We start from the raw sequence: 15,594 nt of genomic DNA, 5'->3' as shown, positions 1-15,594 counted from the left end.
CTTGGGAAGACCCCTATGAGCGCAGTGGCTCCCCTGCATAGCGCTTTTGGGCAGTATGGATTCTCTAAACCCAGCTTCTCAAAAACCCGTCGCGTAATTACCTAGCGGGGCTAAATCTTAATCAGGCGTGCAATCTTAAGTTTGGTTAGGTGAAGAGACTTGAACGCAGGCGAACTCTGAGAGTATTGTGCAGTGAGAAGTTCGTAGACGCCCAGAGTTGTCCGTGGGTAGGCTTCCTTTGCTCGCAACTGCGGGAGTAGTTTCTTGCAAGGCTGGGTTGGGCTTCCTTTCCTTAGAACTTAGGAAGCTTTGCCTCAGGGCAATTCGTTTCCAGCTTGTTTCTGTAAGCCGTGAGGGTATACAGAAAAGAACCAGATTAAACAAAAAATGATGTTTTGACCAAAGGTCGGTTCACTGCATGGAATTTTCAATCGCTACACTCCTTGCCAATTTCACCGATGATAAATTGGTAGCTCGAAAAGTTTTGGAAAAGAAACTTGGCTGTGAAGATGAAAAAAGCTTACAAAAACTTCACATTGCTTTAGATGTTCTAGAAAAAATCGGTATTTTAGTAAAAGAACGGGGTAAGTATCGCCGTGTCTCAGAAGAGGGAATAATCGAGGCAAAACTTCGTTGTTCTAGTAAAGGCTTTTGCTTTGCTATTCAAGATGTGGAAGGATCTGAGGATATTTACATCCGTGAAAGTCATCTGAGTAATGCTTGGAATGGCGATCGCGTTTTGGTAAGAGTTCTCAAAGAAGGCAGTCGCCGTCGCTCTCCGGAAGGGGAAGTGAAGCTGATTCTAGAACGTTCTAACCACACATTACTGGCACGAATTAAGCAGGTGGAAAACGGTTTCCGCGCTGTGCCCTTAGATGATCGATTGCTGTTTGAACTCAAGATCCAACCTAACGAGGCGAAGTTGTCAGAAGCAATCGATCACCTTGTCCATGTGGAAGTCTTGCGTTACCCGTTGGCACAATATCCCCCACTAGGTCGAGTGGTGCAAATCCTCGGCAGTGATGCCGAAGCTGCTGCTGATATAGATTTGGTAACATGCAAACACGACCTTTCCCGCACTTTTCCGGATAATGTGCTAGATGCAGCCGCCAAGTTACCCAAAAAGCTGCTCAAAGCAGACCTGAAAAATCGGCTGGATTTGCGTAATTTGTTTACTCTCACCATTGAAGGGCTAAATGGCGACACCAAAGTTATAGAAAACGCTTTTAGTTTAGAAAAAAACTTAGCCGGAAATTGGCTTTTGGGCGTTCATATCACCGATGTTTCCCACTATGTCCAACCTGACGAAGCCCTAGATAGAGAAGCACTTAAACGGGGTAAATCAGTGTATCTAGGAGAATTAGTGCTGCCAATTTTGCCACCAGCTGTGGCTGAACGCTGTTCTTTAGTACCTGGGAGCGATCGCTTAACCATCTCTTTTTTAATTACAATTGATCCCCAATCAGGACAAGTGTTGGAGTGGGAAATTCAACCCAGTGTAATCAACGTAGAAACAGCATTGAGTACAGAACAAGCCCAGGCAATTCTTACAGGTGAAGCTAAAGATCAATCTCCACAGGTTTCTCAAATCCTGCAAGACCTCCAAGCCTTGCAAACAGCGGTGAAACAGATAAGGTTGACTCGTGGCAGCCTCCAGTTGAATCTGCCACCCAGCCAAAACGCCTACTATGATGAAGGGATTCTCGGCGCTGTGGTGGTGAATGATTTACCAGTGCGATCGCTACTCACGGAGTTGGTACTGTTAGTTAATCAACTGGTAGCAACTCACTTAAATGCCCTTGGTGTTCCCGCTATCTGGCGAGTCCAAGGCACACCCGATGTCGAGGATGTCCAGGAAATGCTGAAATTGGCAGTCAATTTAGGCGTTGACCTAACGCTAGATCCAGAAGTCGATATCCAACCCTTAGATTATCAACATTTGACTACAGCTTTTGCTGAATCCCCCTCTGAGCAAGTTCTTACTTACTTGCTGCAAGATACCCTCAAGCCATCTGCATACAGCACCACCAAAGGATCTCACTTTGGTCTGGCACTACCGCAATATATCCACTTTAGTGCCCCTTTGCGGCGTTACCCAGATTTACTCATGCAGAGAGTGTATTACACGCTACTCGAAAATGGACGCGATCGCCGCAATACCCGTGTTAGAGAACGCGTTAACCTCCGCCACTCCTCCAGCCATGAGGAAATTAACTGGAACGTTTTACCCCCAGAATTGCAACAAGAACTCCAAAGCGATTTAACCAGGGTAATTGTCCAAATCAACGACCGAGAAAAAGAAGTCCAAGAAGCTGAAGCCGATTTAGCCGGACTGCAAAAAGCCCAACTAATGAAGCAGCGAATTGGTCAGGTATTTCAAGGCGTAATTACTGGTGTTCAATCCTACGGTTTCTTTGTGGAAATTGAAGTCCCAGCAGCCGAGGTGGAGTCCAGCAGTAATCCTGGTGTGCCTTTGAGGGTAGAAGGATTGGTACACGTCAGTTCTCTCAAAGACGATTGGTATGAATATCGTGCCAGACAACAGGCACTGTTTGGTCGCAAAAATCGCGCTTCCTATAGATTAGGCGATCGCGTCGCCGTGCAAGTTAAGAGTGTCGATTACTACCGTCAGCAAATTGATTTGGTAACAGTCGGCAGCGATGGTGTAGCTAAAGGTTTAACTGGCAATGGTTCCAATGACGATCTTTCAGACCTCTACTTACCAAATGACATTGAGCCTGATGACCTAGACCCTTACTCTGAAGATGAGTAAAATCAACTAAAATTTCCGTGTCAAACAACACCAAACCTCTAATTTTAGGCGTATCGGGCGCATCTGGTCTGATTTACGCTGTTCGCGCGATCAAATTTTTGCTAGAAGCGGATTACAGCATTGAATTGGTTGCCTCTAAATCTACTTACATGGTTTGGCAGTCAGAACAGGAAATTCGGATGCCACCAGAACCAACCGCGCAAGAACAATTCTGGCGAGAGCAAGCTGGAGTTTCACTTTCGGGTAAACTCCGCTGCCATCCTTGGGGTGATGTTGGAGCCGGGATTGCCAGTGGTTCCTTTGCCACTCTGGGGATGATAATTATTCCATGCAGCATGAGCACAGTGGCAAAGCTAGCGGTTGGCTTGAGTTCCGATTTACTAGAACGGGCAGCGGATGTCCAACTCAAAGAAGGACGAAAGCTGGTCATTGTCCCTCGGGAAACGCCTTTTAGCCTCATCCACCTGCGTAACTTAACCTCTCTAGCAGAAGTTGGAGTGAGAATTGTCCCCGCTATTCCCGCCTGGTATCATAATCCCCAAACCATCGAGGATTTAGTTGATTTTGTAGTTGCCCGAGCTTTAGATCAACTAGATATTGACTGCATCCCAATTCAGCGGTGGCAAGGTCGTCGCTAACGCCCTCATCGGAAATTTCATAATATGTTTTAAAAGGGCAAGCGAATTAAGCGCGGTTTAGATAAAACTTCCACTGGCAGGATAATTAACGCCGATACCGATGGAAGTATAAATATAGCTCGCATAATACTTAAAGCTGATGAAGGGATAGTGGGATTGCCGTTTATCCCAGTAGTTTTAGCAATCTGGTCTAAGATTACAAACGTAGTTGTCTAGTGTTAGCAATATGAGGGTAACTTTTTAGAGATTTCTTTCTCCGAGCGGTAATGATAGAGATGGCCCATAGTGTCAGTAATCAGTGAACAGTAATTAGTGAAGAATATAGGACTTAGGCAAGAACTCTTGAAACTCTTGTTCCTTAGCGTCATTTGCGGTAGCCTGCGGCAAGCCGCTTTGCGTCTACGTTTTCTGATGATTTTGTATAAGTCCTAGAATAATCAGACTGATAACTGACAACTGATAACTGACAACTAACCACTGACAACTGACAAAATTGCTATGGCTGTAATTCGCTTAATTCTATTGGTGGCGGTACTTGGAGTACTAACGCCGTTGTTAGTCCAAAATTGGTCACCTCCCCTATCGTTAGTATTTTTGGGCGTGCGAACTCAACCATTACCACTAGCGATATGGATTTTGTTCAGTACTGCCACTGGTGCTTTCACATCTATATTGATTGCTACCTTGTTTAAATTATCCAATTATTTTGTGGCAGGACAACGCCAAACTCCTGACCGCCGAAGCGCAACTTCGCCTCGTCCTAAGGCAACCCAAAGAGAAGAACCGACATCTCGCCCTGTCAGTCCTCCACCACCAGCTAGTAAAAAAGAACAGCCTACTAGTGATGTATTTGATGATTGGGAGACAAATGGCACTAGAGATGATGATTGGAACTTTGATGAAAAGTCAGAGGAAGCGCCTACCCCTAATCCTCAAGCTCAACAGCCTAGAGACTCTAAAACTTACGAACGTCAATCAGAAACCAAAAGCAGTTCTCAGTCTGGTTCAGTTTACTCCTACAGCTACCGTGAGCCAAAAAATACAGCTGCGGGAAAAACTGAATCAATTTACGATGCTGATTACCGGGTAATTATCCCCCCTTATCAGCCACCGACTACCAATCAAGCGGATGATGATGATTGGGAGTTTTTTGATGATGATGATGATTTTGAGGATGATGATAAGCGCTCCCGTCGGTGAAATGTAGCAGGCTACGTCTCTACTTGATGCCACACCGCTCTCTAGATTCCTGCTTGACCTTACCAATCATGGCAGCTTCCTGTAAAGTCATGAAAGCATTAAAATCTTCCAAGTCATATCGGGTAGTCAACAGTTGTCGGAGTTGATTTTCAGCTTCTACTGTCAAATAGCCAGTTGCTAAAGCTTTCTGTACAACGTCACGAATTCGAGTCATAGTTGACACCTCATTCATACTATATTTATTCATTCAGGCTTATTGGGGTGAAATATGCAGTAGTCTTTGTACCAAAACTTCAACTTTTTTGCAAAGCTTTTTTAGACGATCGCGGTAAATAAGTTATTATTTACACCTTTCTCAGAAACATTTAATTGAGTAGGGCTTGTTATAACTGAACTTTTAGAATAACGAGTTTGTGCTGTTGATAACACAGTATTGGGTACACTTAATAATTACACACTAGAGTGAAAGTCGCGATTATTTAGATAGACAGGAATTGTTTGAATAAAGTTTCAAACAAGCTATATTATTTTTTTCGTTAAGTATAGCGATCGCTATGCAGCAATTACCAAGTTACTTCAGGAAAATTACTACATTCCTGAGAAATCCATCGTTTATTATTTATGGTAATTTCACAGAAGAATCGTTAATCTATTGCAGAAGTTACTTTAAATACATTAATAACGGTAATGACGGCAGTTGATTCAACTCAAATAGAAGATGAATTTATATAAGCTAAAAACAATATAAAGTTAGAAAAGTTATACGTAAATTTGATATCCACAAAGGGAAAAACCTTAATGCCCGTTGAAAATAAATTCCTTAGGGACTTTCAGTTAAAAAACATCCTATCGTAGGGGCACAAGGCCAAGATCCCCTACAAATGTACAAATAATTTTGGATAATTTATTTTTTGTCAGTCCCTTAGAAGTTTACTTTGTGGTTTTACTTCTGCAGAAATTACTAATGTAGTTTATCAAAGTCGTAGTAGCAGTACTGTTAGAGGATGTTTGAAAGTCGATGAAAGGTATAATTCGTCATTCTGAACGTAACGAAGTGGAGTGAAGAATCCCGGTTTTCTGTTAAATTGTGAGATGCTTCACTACGCTGGCGCTCCGTTGGGTATGACATTTTATACTTTTCAAACATCCTCTTAGAGTTTATCTTTCTAATGGATTATATAAATACGTAGAATAAATGCTGAGTAACCAAGCAATTGATGCAATCATAGCCAATCAACCCAAACTTAAACTCAGAAATGTGAAGTAGAGTAAAAAGTTAGGATTTAGAAGTTAAGAAAATTCATAATTGGAGTGAAGCGACTGGTGAGTAGTTTATTACAAGGAGTCAACCTGTACTTAATTGGGATGATGGGCGTTGGGAAGACAACAGTAGGGCCCTTACTGGCAAAGGAACTGGGTTATGGGTTTGTGGATATCGATAATGTCATTGCCCAAGCAACAGGTAAATCCATCAGTCAGTTATTTGCACAAGAAGGTGAAGCAGGGTTTCGCCAGGTAGAAAGCGACGTGCTTTCACAAGTTTGTGCTTTTACAAAGTTAACTATAGCAACTGGTGGGGGCATTGTACTGCGGCGAGAAAATTGGGGCTACTTGCACCACGGTTTAATAGTGTGGCTAGATACGCCGGTGGAGCTAATTTACAGCCGTTTAGCTGAGGATAACACAAGACCACTGCTGCAAGATATTGATCCTAAAGGGAAATTGCGATCGCTCCTCGAACAACGAACACCACTTTACTCTCAAGCCGATTTGCACATCACCGAGCGAGAAGGAGATACACCTGAAGACGTTGCCAAGCGAGTACTTGAGGCAATTCCTAGCGTTCTCAAAACACAAGTTTCTCATTAGCAAGACTCAAATTACCAAATTTTGGCCATCCGTAGGACAAACCCTGCTAATTCAGGATTACCAGTAACTGCTTCCGGATTTTCCAAAATTTCAACTTCCCGATTAGTCCGGTAAATGTAGACTTTTCAATTCTGCCGATCAATTAACCAGCCTAGTGATGCACCATTATCGATGTACTCCTGCATTTTGTCTTGTAATTTTATCAATCAACTGAATATCATTTGGCGATATTGTTCCTGCAAAACTTAATAATTGTCTACCTGGAACACCATGAATTTACGAACTTACTAAAGTTCGGGCAAACTCCAGCACTCGATATTGCAAGTCTTCAGGCAGAACTTTTAATTCTTCAATTAGCCGATCGAGAATCGGTGTATCCATATTTATCCTGATAATTTTCGATTCTGGTTGCTAGTCCTTATTTTAGAGATTTTCACATTTCTGAGACAGATAATAAGTAAAGATTTTCCTTAATAGCAGAACAGTCTTTTTCATCCAGCAGAATCGCATTACTGCGATCTCTCTTGACTTGCTTCTGGGCGTCTGAACATCCAAACAAGATAATTTGTGAGTGATACCTATACAAAAAGCCTATTTTTACTCTTGGCAGCTATGAGATATTGTTACAGGTTACAAAGTCTTCTACACTGACTGAAATAGGTTTTAACTCTCAACGGCGGCTCCTCATGACGGTCAACGATTCGGAATACATCAGGCAAGCTGAAGCCACTCGTGTGCGTGTACTAAGCGAAGCACTACCTTATATTCAACAATTCGCCGGTCGCACTGTTGTTGTCAAATATGGTGGCGCAGCCATGAAAGACAGCACACTCAAACACAAAGTTATGCGCGACATTGTATTCTTATCTTGCGTTGGCTTGCGTCCAATTGTAGTCCACGGCGGTGGCCCAGAAATTAACAGTTGGTTAGATAAGCTGGGAATCGAACCACAATTTAAGAATGGTTTGCGAGTCACTGATGCTGCCACAATGGATGTGGTGGAAATGGTTTTAGTTGGTCGAGTTAACAAAGAAATTGTCGCGCTAATTAACCAAGCTGGTGGATTGGCTGTAGGACTTTGTGGTAAAGACGGTAATCTATTTACAGCCCGTCCCCAAGGTCAAGAAGGCATCGGTTTTGTGGGGGAAGTCAGCAATGTGAATATCAAGATTTTGGACACCCTCGCTAGCAATGGTTATATTCCGGTAGTGTCCAGTGTCGCGGCAGACGAGACAGGGCAAGCTTATAACATTAACGCCGATACTGTAGCTGGAGAAATTGCTGCTGCACTAGGAGCAGAGAAGTTAATTTTACTAACCGACACCAGTGGAATTTTAAAAGATTACAAAGACCAATCTACTTTGATTCCGAAAGTAGATATTCGTGAAGCCCGCGAGTTGATTGTCAATGGTATAGTCAGCGGTGGGATGATTCCGAAAGTGAATTGCTGTGTGCGATCGCTTGCTCAAGGAGTCCGTGCAGCACATATCATCGATGGTCGCATTCCCCACGCCCTGTTACTAGAAATCTTTACTGATGTTGGGATTGGGACGATGATTCTCGGTTCGCAGTTTACATCGTAGAGGAAGAGGAGCAGGGGAGAATGATTTGTAACTGTAATTTTGTGTAAATTAAGATTCGTTTTTTGCTCGCAGGCAAGTCTTTTTTACTCGTGAGCGAGTCTTTGATACTGGTGAGCGAGTCTTTTTTACTCGTGGACGAGTCTTTGATACTCGTGGACGAGTCTTTGATACTGGTGAGCGAGTCTTTTTTACTCGTGGACGAGTCTTTGATACTGGTGAGCGAGTCTTTGATACTCATGGACGAGTCTTTGATACTGGTGGACAAGTCTTTTTTACTCGTGAATGAGTCTTTGATACTCGTGGACAAGTCTTTGATACTCACCTCCCCTGCCCCCTATCCCCTGCTCCCCCTGCCGCCCCTGCCCACTGCCCCCCCCTAGCGGGGATAGGTAATAATAACCCGCGATCGCCCACTGCTAAATGGTGTACGACGCCATGAATTATTTATAATCACCGGATTAACTACAGTTGAGTCTCGAATTGTCGGATTAATCAAAGTTGGATTAATCAGGGTGGAATTATCTCACGTTCTGCCTTACCTGGGAAAGTAAGAATCGGGCTGCCTTACCTGGGGAAAGTAAGAATCGGGCTGCCTTACCTGGGGATAGTAAGAATCGGGCTGCTTTACCTGGGGATAGTAAGAATCGGGCTGCTTTACCTGGGGAAAGTAAGAATCGCGCTGCCTTACCTGGGGATAATAAGAATCGCGCTGCCTTACCTGGGGATAATAAGAATCGCGCTGCCTTACCTGGGGATAGTAAGAATCGGGGAAATTATTGCGTTGTGGCATTAGTCCCGTTGCTGGGTCTACAGGCATAGGTGTGGGAATCGGACTACCATAAATAAAAGAACCGGCAGCAGGCGATGTCTGACGACAAGCTGCTCCGCAGCTACGCCTGACTCCATAACCACCATCAATCACTCTCACACGCTGGGCAGAAGCTGGAGCAATGCTTACACCCATAACTGCTAAAGTTATACCTGCTAGGAGCCAATTCAGTTGTGAATGCTTGATTTTCAACATATTTTGCTCACCTGCATTTGATAGCGAAATTTTTAATCAGAAAATAGTCACAGCTACTTAGTTAAAATTTTAGAAGTTTATCCACTTTCAGATTGCCAGCTTTTGAAAAGATTCCAAAAAGATTGCTGGCATTGGCAAAATTAAAACAGTGCTGATTTTTTATAGAAGACGTGAGTGCAGAAAGTTTAGAAATTGCTAAAACCCGCTACCAAACTGGTAAAATTGCCTTTGAAAATGGGCAATACCGCGAAGCCGTAGAAAATTTAGAAAAGGCTAGCGCCCTGTTAGCTCGTAATTCTCGCCTTGGGGGCGAAGTAGAAATTCATCTAGTGACAGCTTATGAAGCGGCTGGACGCACGGATGATGCGATCGCTCTTTGCGAAAGACTCAAACGCCATCCCTATTTTGAAACCAGCAAACAAGCGCGACAGATGCTTTACATCTTAAAAGCACCAAAGCTGAAAAGACCGAGCGAATGGATGACCCAAATCCCTGATTTGGGCACATTACCCGATAATGAACTCAAAATTTCTATTGCTGCTAAACCTACTAAATCTTCTGTGCAGCAGAAGCCTAAACGTACGGAGCCAGAATTTGTTGACCTCAGTCAGGTCAATACCAGAGATAATCGCTTTATCTGGGTGGCGCTAATTGCCATTGGTTTAACCATCTCATACTTGGTTTGGTTGAGTTTTTCAGGAACCCCTGTCTGATACCAATTTTGGATTTTGGATTAAAATTCTTTACCAAAATGGTGTTCCAGGAATCTCAAACAATACGAATAAGTCAAGATTGGTTAAAAACTTTGACTTTGGGGAGATTTATAGTTATGAATTCTTCAATTTTCGGAAAGATTTTCTTGTGGTTAATCAGACCATTTAGTTTTGTGTTGGCAAAGATTAAATTTCTCTCACCACTGAATGGTCGAAATCGAATCAACCGCGTTTTTCCCATCCGAAATCCTACTCTGTGGCTAGTCCTGTTAACATCCCTGCTACTGTCTGGCTGTGTTAAGTACGATGTGGGGCTTAACTTTGATAACTCAAATAGTGGTGAACTAGTACAGCATATTAAGTTGGGAGAACGGCTAACCAGTTTTAGTGGCGATTCTGTGTACGAATGGATAAACAGCATAAAGCGCCGCGCCCGTAAACTTGAGGGTAAAGCACAGCGAGTTTCCACTGAAGAAATCATCGTCACAATTCCTTTTAGTAGTGGTAGTGAATTGCAAGAGAAGTTCAACGAATTTTTTAACTCCCGTGTTAATCAATCATCTGAGTCTGTGCAGAGCAAATCTGACTCAGAACTGCCGAAAATTGAATCAAACGTCCTCTTGGAGGAGAACAATTTTTTACTTTTAGTCCGAAATCGGTTGATTTATGATTTGGATTTGCGATCGCTTTCTCTAATTGCCAGCAAAGGTAACGTCCTGGCTAATGCTGGTTCAATTCTCGACTTGGAATTTAGTTTGAAGACTCCTTGGGGAGCCAAAAATATTCAACTAACTGAAACTGCGATTGCGCCTGAAAAAAATGGCAATCAACTGGTGTGGAAACTCCAGCCTGGTGAGCTAAATCACATAGAAGCTGTTTTCTGGCTTCCTAGTCCCCTTGGTATTGGTGCATTGTTAATTATCTTGTTTGTCTGGGGAGGATTGTACTTGAGATACAATTTCATGCCAGATCCCAGAATTCAGTTTCCTGCTAAAGCAGCAGCGATCCAGGAACAGTAGATTATTCATCTGTTTAATATTGTCAGCGAAGCCGATGCATTCTCCATCGGCTTTTTTACACAGAAGCGCTGCGGAATGCGGAAGCGATCGTGGACTTCGTAATTTGCGTAATCTGGCGCAGAAGTACACAAGACAAAAGCCTTGAAAAAGCTGGTATTCAAAAACTTTCTCTGTTTGACATGGAAGAACTTTCGGTGTGGATGGAACGTTCGCTTTGAATATTGCTATGTTCTCGTTGTTCGCTGCCATACCAGCGTTCAGCTAGTGCATTGAGTTGATGAAGCACATCAATTAATTCTTGACCACGTTCTGTCAGACCGTAAGTTACTTGGGGTGGAACAGTTGGTTCATAGTGGCGATAAATAATTTCTGCTGCCTCAAGCATCCTCAGTCTTTCCGTCAGAACTTTCGTGGAGATGCCCTCGACTAGATGCTTCAATGCACCAAAGCGAGTAGGCCCACGATTACACAACACCCACAGTATATACATTGTCCAGGGCCCTGATAGTAAAGACATCAGTATACTGACAGGGCAAGCATCATGATTTTTAGAGACAGACATCGATAAGTTAGCCAAAATTTTCCAACAGTTACTTTATGGTAACTACTTTACTTTAGTAACTAGTTACTTTTAGTATAGAATGTGATGCTTTGAACTTTAGACTCAAAAAAAGTCAAAGCAGTAAATCCTAGCTAATCAGGAGATATTTGGTGGTAAACATTCTACATATTGATTCCAGCCCCCGTGCTGAACGATCGCACTCAAGAGAACTATCTAAGGAATTCGTCAGTGGTTGGAGGGCAGCGCATCCTGAAGACGCGATCGCCTATCGAGATTTAGGGCATTATCCGGTTCCTCACGTTGATGAAGCTTGGATTGCAGCGGCATTTTCACCACCAGAAACCCATACCCCAGAGTTAACTGAGGCAATTAGGATTTCTGACGAGTTAGTAGATGAATTTTTCGCTGCCGATCGCTACGTCTTTGGAGTGCCAATGTATAACTTTAATATACCTTCCACTTTCAAGGCTTACATTGACCAAATCGTTCGGATTAACCGGACTGTTGCTTTAAATGATCAAGGTTTTAGAGGATTAGTCGAGGGTAAAAAGGCAGTTATCATTACAGCTAGCGGCGGTGACTATAGTGCAACATCCCCTGCTGCTGCCTATAACTTCCAAGAACCATACCTGCGGGCGATTTTCGGGTTTATTGGGGTTACAGACATTCAATTTATTAACGCTCATAGCATGAACAATAGTGATGATGCCCGTACCCAATCTCTATCAGAAGCACGGGCAGCAATTCAAGATGCGATCGCCCAGTGGTAAGCAGGATAACTGGAAAAGGGAGCAGGGGAAGTAAATTCTCCATTGTCTCCCTCATCCCCCTCATCCCTTCACGGTGACAACCGCTCAATATTCCAAGTGCCATTATCTAAACGGCTATAGAGCAAGCGATCGTGCAGACGACTGGGGCGGCCTTGCCAAAACTCAATTTCTGTGGGGATCACTCGTAAGCCTCCCCAATGAGGCGGTCGGGGAATCTCCTGATTTTCATATTTGCTCTTAAACTCCTGCAAGCGTCGCTCCAGAACTTCTCGGCTTTCTATCGCCTCGCTTTGATTAGATACCCACGCACCCAGGCGACTGTTGGCAGGGCGACTGTCAAAATACTGGTCAGACTCAGTTTCGGAAACTTTCTCCACATACCCCGAAATTCGGACTTGACGTTCCAGTTCTGCCCACCAAAAGACTAAAGCCGCCTGGGGATTTTCTGCCAGTTCTTGTCCTTTGTGACTGTTGTAGTTGGTGAATAAGACAAAACCCCGTTGATCAAAATCCTTGAGCAGCACCATTCTCGCCGAGGGCTTACCGTCTGGGGTGGCGGTAGCAATGGTCATCGCATTGGGTTCAGGAAGTTGTCCTGCTAGAGCTTGATCGAACCATTTTTTAAATTGGATAAAAGGATTGAGGTCTACTTCGAGTTCGCTTAAACCTTCCAAGGTGTAATCCTTGCGAAGCTCGGCTACGGTTTTGTCCATTGTGATTTGTTTCCTTGCGATCAGTCTTTGTTAAAAATATCTATGATGATGATCAGTGCCATCAAGAATTTTATAAATTCTCTCAAAAAATATATAAAATAGGTTGCATAAGATGCGCCGTTCGGCCTCCCTTCAACGCCTGTTAATTTATGGTCTAAGCGGTCCAATTATCGCTCTCAATGTCTGGCTACTGTCGGTGCTTTTTCGCTATTTCCAGCATCCGATTACCGTCTTGAGCATTGCGGCGATTCTGGCTTTTCTACTAAATTACCCAGTTAAGTTCTTTGAACGGGCTCGGATCACGCGCACTCAGGCGGTGATCATAGTTTTACTTGCAACCTTAACCCTGTTTGGGATTCTGGGTGTCACCCTAGTGCCGTTGGTGATTAACCAAACAATCCAGCTATTAAATAACATCCCTGATTGGTTAGGTGCCAGTCAAGCAAACTTGGAGCAGTTTGAGATGCTGGCAAAACAACGACGTTTGCCAATTGATCTGGGGGTTGTGACCAGTCAAATCAATGCCAACATTCAGAATCTGGTGCAACAGCTAGCTTCTGGGGCAGTGGGATTTGCTGGAACACTCCTCTCAGGATTGCTTGACTTAGTGTTAGTTATTGTGCTTGCATTTTATATGCTTTTATATGGCGATCGCGTCTGGTATGGTCTGATCAATCTTTTGCCCTCTAATATTGCAGATCCTCTTACCACATCCTTGCGCCTAAATTTCCAGAACTTCTTCCTCAGCCAGTTGTTGCTAGGATTGTTCATGATGCTAACCTTGACGCCAATTTTCTTAGTGATGAAGGTACCCTTTGCCCTGTTATTTGCCATATTAATCGGTATCTCAGAACTGATTCCCTTTATCGGGGCGTCTCTAGGCATTGCTCTGGTGACAATTTTAGTACTGCTGCAAAATTGGTGGTTGGCAGTTCAAGTTGCCATAGCGGCAATTATCATGCAGCAGATCAAAGATAACTTGTTAGCTCCCAGGTTACTAGGCAATTTTATCGGACTGAATCCGATCTGGATTTTTGTGGCTATTTTGATGGGATTTGAGATTGCTGGGTTGTTGGGGACGCTTGTTGCTGTTCCCATTGCTGGTACTATTAAAGGCACTTTCGATGCGATTAAGAGCGGCAAGTCAGGTGACTTTCTCTCAACTGTGATCATTGCTCGTGACTCGCCCCACGATTAAGACGGCAGGGGGGCAAAGAGGCAGGGGGAGAACCCCATAAATAAATTTAGTTGCTCTGAAAACTTGGACGTATTATTTAGGAGTGTGTTGCATCTCGAAATAAATATTTTTCTTTTGAGGATAAATAAATTTAGGCGCTTGAAAAGACAGTGATTGCTGGGGAATTCCAGAATCTTTCTCCCCTGCCCCCTGCCTCTTTGGTCACCCACAAGGGATGAAAGCGCGTAGCGGGACGTTAGTCCGGTATGAACCAAAAGATTTTTTAATCTAAAATATAAAATCTAAAATCTAAAATTGGTATGGTCAAAAGTTGCACATTCTGATCTCACAATTCACAATGGTGATTGATTGCAAATTTCAGGGGATACTGCCAGCAGGCAATTCCTGAATAAAAGAAGCGCAAGGGAATTCATAAAGTACACGCTTTGCCAATAGTCAATGAGTTTACTGTTGAATTTACGGTCTTTTGATTCTCATTAATTAACTTAGAACCTGTTGATGGAAGCTTCTGAGCTATTAGAAACAATCACACTCCTGATTTACCAAGCTGAACAGGGAGAAATTGACCCTTGGGATGTCCAAGTGATTGAGGTGATTGACCGTTACTTAGAACTGATGGCACCGGAGGCAATAGGAAGAGGTTATGAAGCGGACTTGTCTCAATCTGGACAGGCCTTTTTGTCAGCATCAATGCTGGTATTATTCAAAGCTAATACATTGATGCAATTGTCAACAGTAGGAGATGTCCAGGATAGTGTAGTAGATGATGCCCTACTGGAAGATGAAGACGGAATATCACATCCGGGTCATCGTCTACCATTAGAACGGCAATTGCGTCGTCGTCCAGCGGCAATGCCGCCACCAAAACGTCGAGTGACTCTGCAAGAGTTAATCGAGCAATTGCAGATTATGGCGAACCAGCTAAAACTAGTAGAAAAAGTCAGTAAACCTATCCGTCTGAGACGTCAGCCTAGCGTCCAAAGTATGCGGGAGGCGCTGGAGTTAGCTCACCAGGAAAATCTGACGGAAGTAGCTAGGGAACTTGAGCAGGTATTGAATTTATCGGCAAGGGAGCTAAATTTAGAACAAAATTGGTTGAATCTAGAACAACTTGTAGAGTTGTGGACTCACACAAAGCTTCTCAATCAAAATGGGTCTGGACATGAGTCTAAACACAGTCATTTAGTTAGCGTTTTCTGGGCGCTACTACTACTCTCGGCTCAATCGAAAGTAGAGCTATTTCAAGAGGAGTTTTACCATGAGATTAAAATTCGCTTACTTGCAGATTCAGCTAACTCCTGCAAACCTTTTGAGCACCCGATGAACTAAGAAAGCCAAAAGTAGCCCTACAGATAATTTACAGATTTTTGATTCAGCCCCAAAATCCGAGTAAATTGAAAAGATAAGCGATCGCTTGTCATCTAAGTATACCTATGGTTGCAATAACCACTAATTCCTGTTATCCCTGTTTTGAGGGATAACTTAGAGCAAAAATAAAAACTGATGATTAAGTATCACTCGATAAAAGTAAA

At 43.2% G+C, this 15,594-nt stretch carries 15 protein-coding genes; 11 read left to right on the top strand and 4 right to left on the bottom strand.

The annotated features are described in order from the left end of the window. Positions 1-418: 418 nt before the first annotated feature. The 3 genes from V7K49_RS12115 to V7K49_RS12105 all read left to right on the top strand — a co-directional run bounded on the left by V7K49_RS12115 (position 419) and on the right by V7K49_RS12105 (position 4,611). Positions 419-2,773 (top strand): ribonuclease R family protein, encoded by a 2,355-nt coding sequence (locus V7K49_RS12115; RefSeq protein ID WP_335205689.1) that lies wholly within the window; start codon positions 419-421, stop codon positions 2,771-2,773. A 17-nt stretch (positions 2,774-2,790) separates the two neighbouring features. Then, entirely contained in the window at positions 2,791-3,411 is a 621-nt protein-coding gene (locus V7K49_RS12110; protein ID WP_273768855.1) for a flavin prenyltransferase UbiX, read from the top strand. Between the two features lie 498 nt (positions 3,412-3,909). Then, positions 3,910-4,611, top strand: a complete 702-nt coding sequence (locus V7K49_RS12105; protein WP_335205688.1) for a LapA family protein — start codon at positions 3,910-3,912, stop codon at positions 4,609-4,611. Between the two features lie 19 nt (positions 4,612-4,630). Here V7K49_RS12105 and V7K49_RS12100 read toward each other — a convergent pair whose 3' ends face one another. Further along, entirely contained in the window at positions 4,631-4,825 is a 195-nt protein-coding gene (locus tag V7K49_RS12100; RefSeq protein ID WP_273768857.1) for a hypothetical protein, read from the bottom strand. 1,109 nt (positions 4,826-5,934) lie between these two features. On the opposite strand from V7K49_RS12100, the gene V7K49_RS12095 reads away from it, so the two are divergent. The 3 genes from V7K49_RS12095 (at position 5,935) to V7K49_RS12085 (ending at position 8,443) form a co-directional block, all read left to right on the top strand. Further along, positions 5,935-6,480, top strand: a complete 546-nt coding sequence (locus V7K49_RS12095; RefSeq protein WP_335205687.1) for a shikimate kinase — start codon at positions 5,935-5,937, stop codon at positions 6,478-6,480. A gap of 686 nt (positions 6,481-7,166) precedes the next feature. After that, on the top strand, positions 7,167-8,063 hold the full coding sequence (gene argB / locus V7K49_RS12090; RefSeq protein ID WP_273768860.1) for an acetylglutamate kinase: 897 nt from the start codon (positions 7,167-7,169) through the stop codon (positions 8,061-8,063). 89 nt (positions 8,064-8,152) lie between these two features. Further along, entirely contained in the window at positions 8,153-8,443 is a 291-nt protein-coding gene (locus tag V7K49_RS12085; RefSeq protein ID WP_335205686.1) for a hypothetical protein, read from the top strand. 155 nt (positions 8,444-8,598) lie between these two features. Here V7K49_RS12085 and V7K49_RS12080 read toward each other — a convergent pair whose 3' ends face one another. After that, positions 8,599-9,087: a hypothetical protein gene (locus V7K49_RS12080; protein WP_335205685.1), complete on the bottom strand. Its 489-nt coding sequence runs from the start codon at positions 9,085-9,087 to the stop codon at positions 8,599-8,601. A gap of 170 nt (positions 9,088-9,257) precedes the next feature. Between V7K49_RS12080 and V7K49_RS12075 the strand changes: the two genes are divergently transcribed. Together V7K49_RS12075 and V7K49_RS12070 are read left to right on the top strand one after the other, a co-directional pair. Beyond that, positions 9,258-9,800, top strand: a complete 543-nt coding sequence (locus tag V7K49_RS12075) for a tetratricopeptide repeat protein (protein ID WP_335205684.1) — start codon at positions 9,258-9,260, stop codon at positions 9,798-9,800. Between the two features lie 116 nt (positions 9,801-9,916). Continuing rightward, entirely contained in the window at positions 9,917-10,819 is a 903-nt protein-coding gene (locus tag V7K49_RS12070; protein ID WP_335205683.1) for a DUF3153 domain-containing protein, read from the top strand. A 157-nt stretch (positions 10,820-10,976) separates the two neighbouring features. Here V7K49_RS12070 and V7K49_RS12065 read toward each other — a convergent pair whose 3' ends face one another. Continuing rightward, positions 10,977-11,336 (bottom strand): winged helix-turn-helix transcriptional regulator, encoded by a 360-nt coding sequence (locus V7K49_RS12065; protein WP_335205682.1) that lies wholly within the window; start codon positions 11,334-11,336, stop codon positions 10,977-10,979. A gap of 194 nt (positions 11,337-11,530) precedes the next feature. Here V7K49_RS12065 and V7K49_RS12060 point away from each other — a divergent pair, with 194 nt between their 5' ends. Then, a complete protein-coding gene (locus tag V7K49_RS12060) occupies positions 11,531-12,151 on the top strand; it encodes an FMN-dependent NADH-azoreductase (RefSeq protein WP_334867570.1) in 621 nt (206 codons plus the stop codon). A gap of 68 nt (positions 12,152-12,219) precedes the next feature. Here V7K49_RS12060 and pdxH read toward each other — a convergent pair whose 3' ends face one another. Beyond that, positions 12,220-12,864 carry a pyridoxamine 5'-phosphate oxidase gene (pdxH, locus tag V7K49_RS12055; RefSeq protein WP_335205681.1) on the bottom strand — a complete coding sequence of 215 codons (645 nt, stop codon included), beginning with the start codon at positions 12,862-12,864 and terminating at the stop codon, positions 12,220-12,222. A 112-nt stretch (positions 12,865-12,976) separates the two neighbouring features. Between pdxH and V7K49_RS12050 the strand changes: the two genes are divergently transcribed. Next, the gene (locus V7K49_RS12050; protein ID WP_334867574.1) at positions 12,977-14,062 is read left to right on the top strand and encodes an AI-2E family transporter; all 1,086 of its coding nucleotides are present in this window, start codon (positions 12,977-12,979) and stop codon (positions 14,060-14,062) included. Positions 14,063-14,560: 498 nt separating this feature from the next. Continuing rightward, complete coding sequence (locus tag V7K49_RS12045; RefSeq protein ID WP_334867576.1) at positions 14,561-15,391, top strand: ScpA family protein; 831 nt, start codon at positions 14,561-14,563, stop codon at positions 15,389-15,391. Positions 15,392-15,594: the final 203 nt, after the last annotated feature.

The organism is Nostoc sp. (assembly GCF_036919675.1).
Classification (GTDB): domain Bacteria; phylum Cyanobacteriota; class Cyanobacteriia; order Cyanobacteriales; family Nostocaceae; genus Nostoc.
This window is presented reverse-complemented; position numbering and strand designations above follow the sequence as displayed.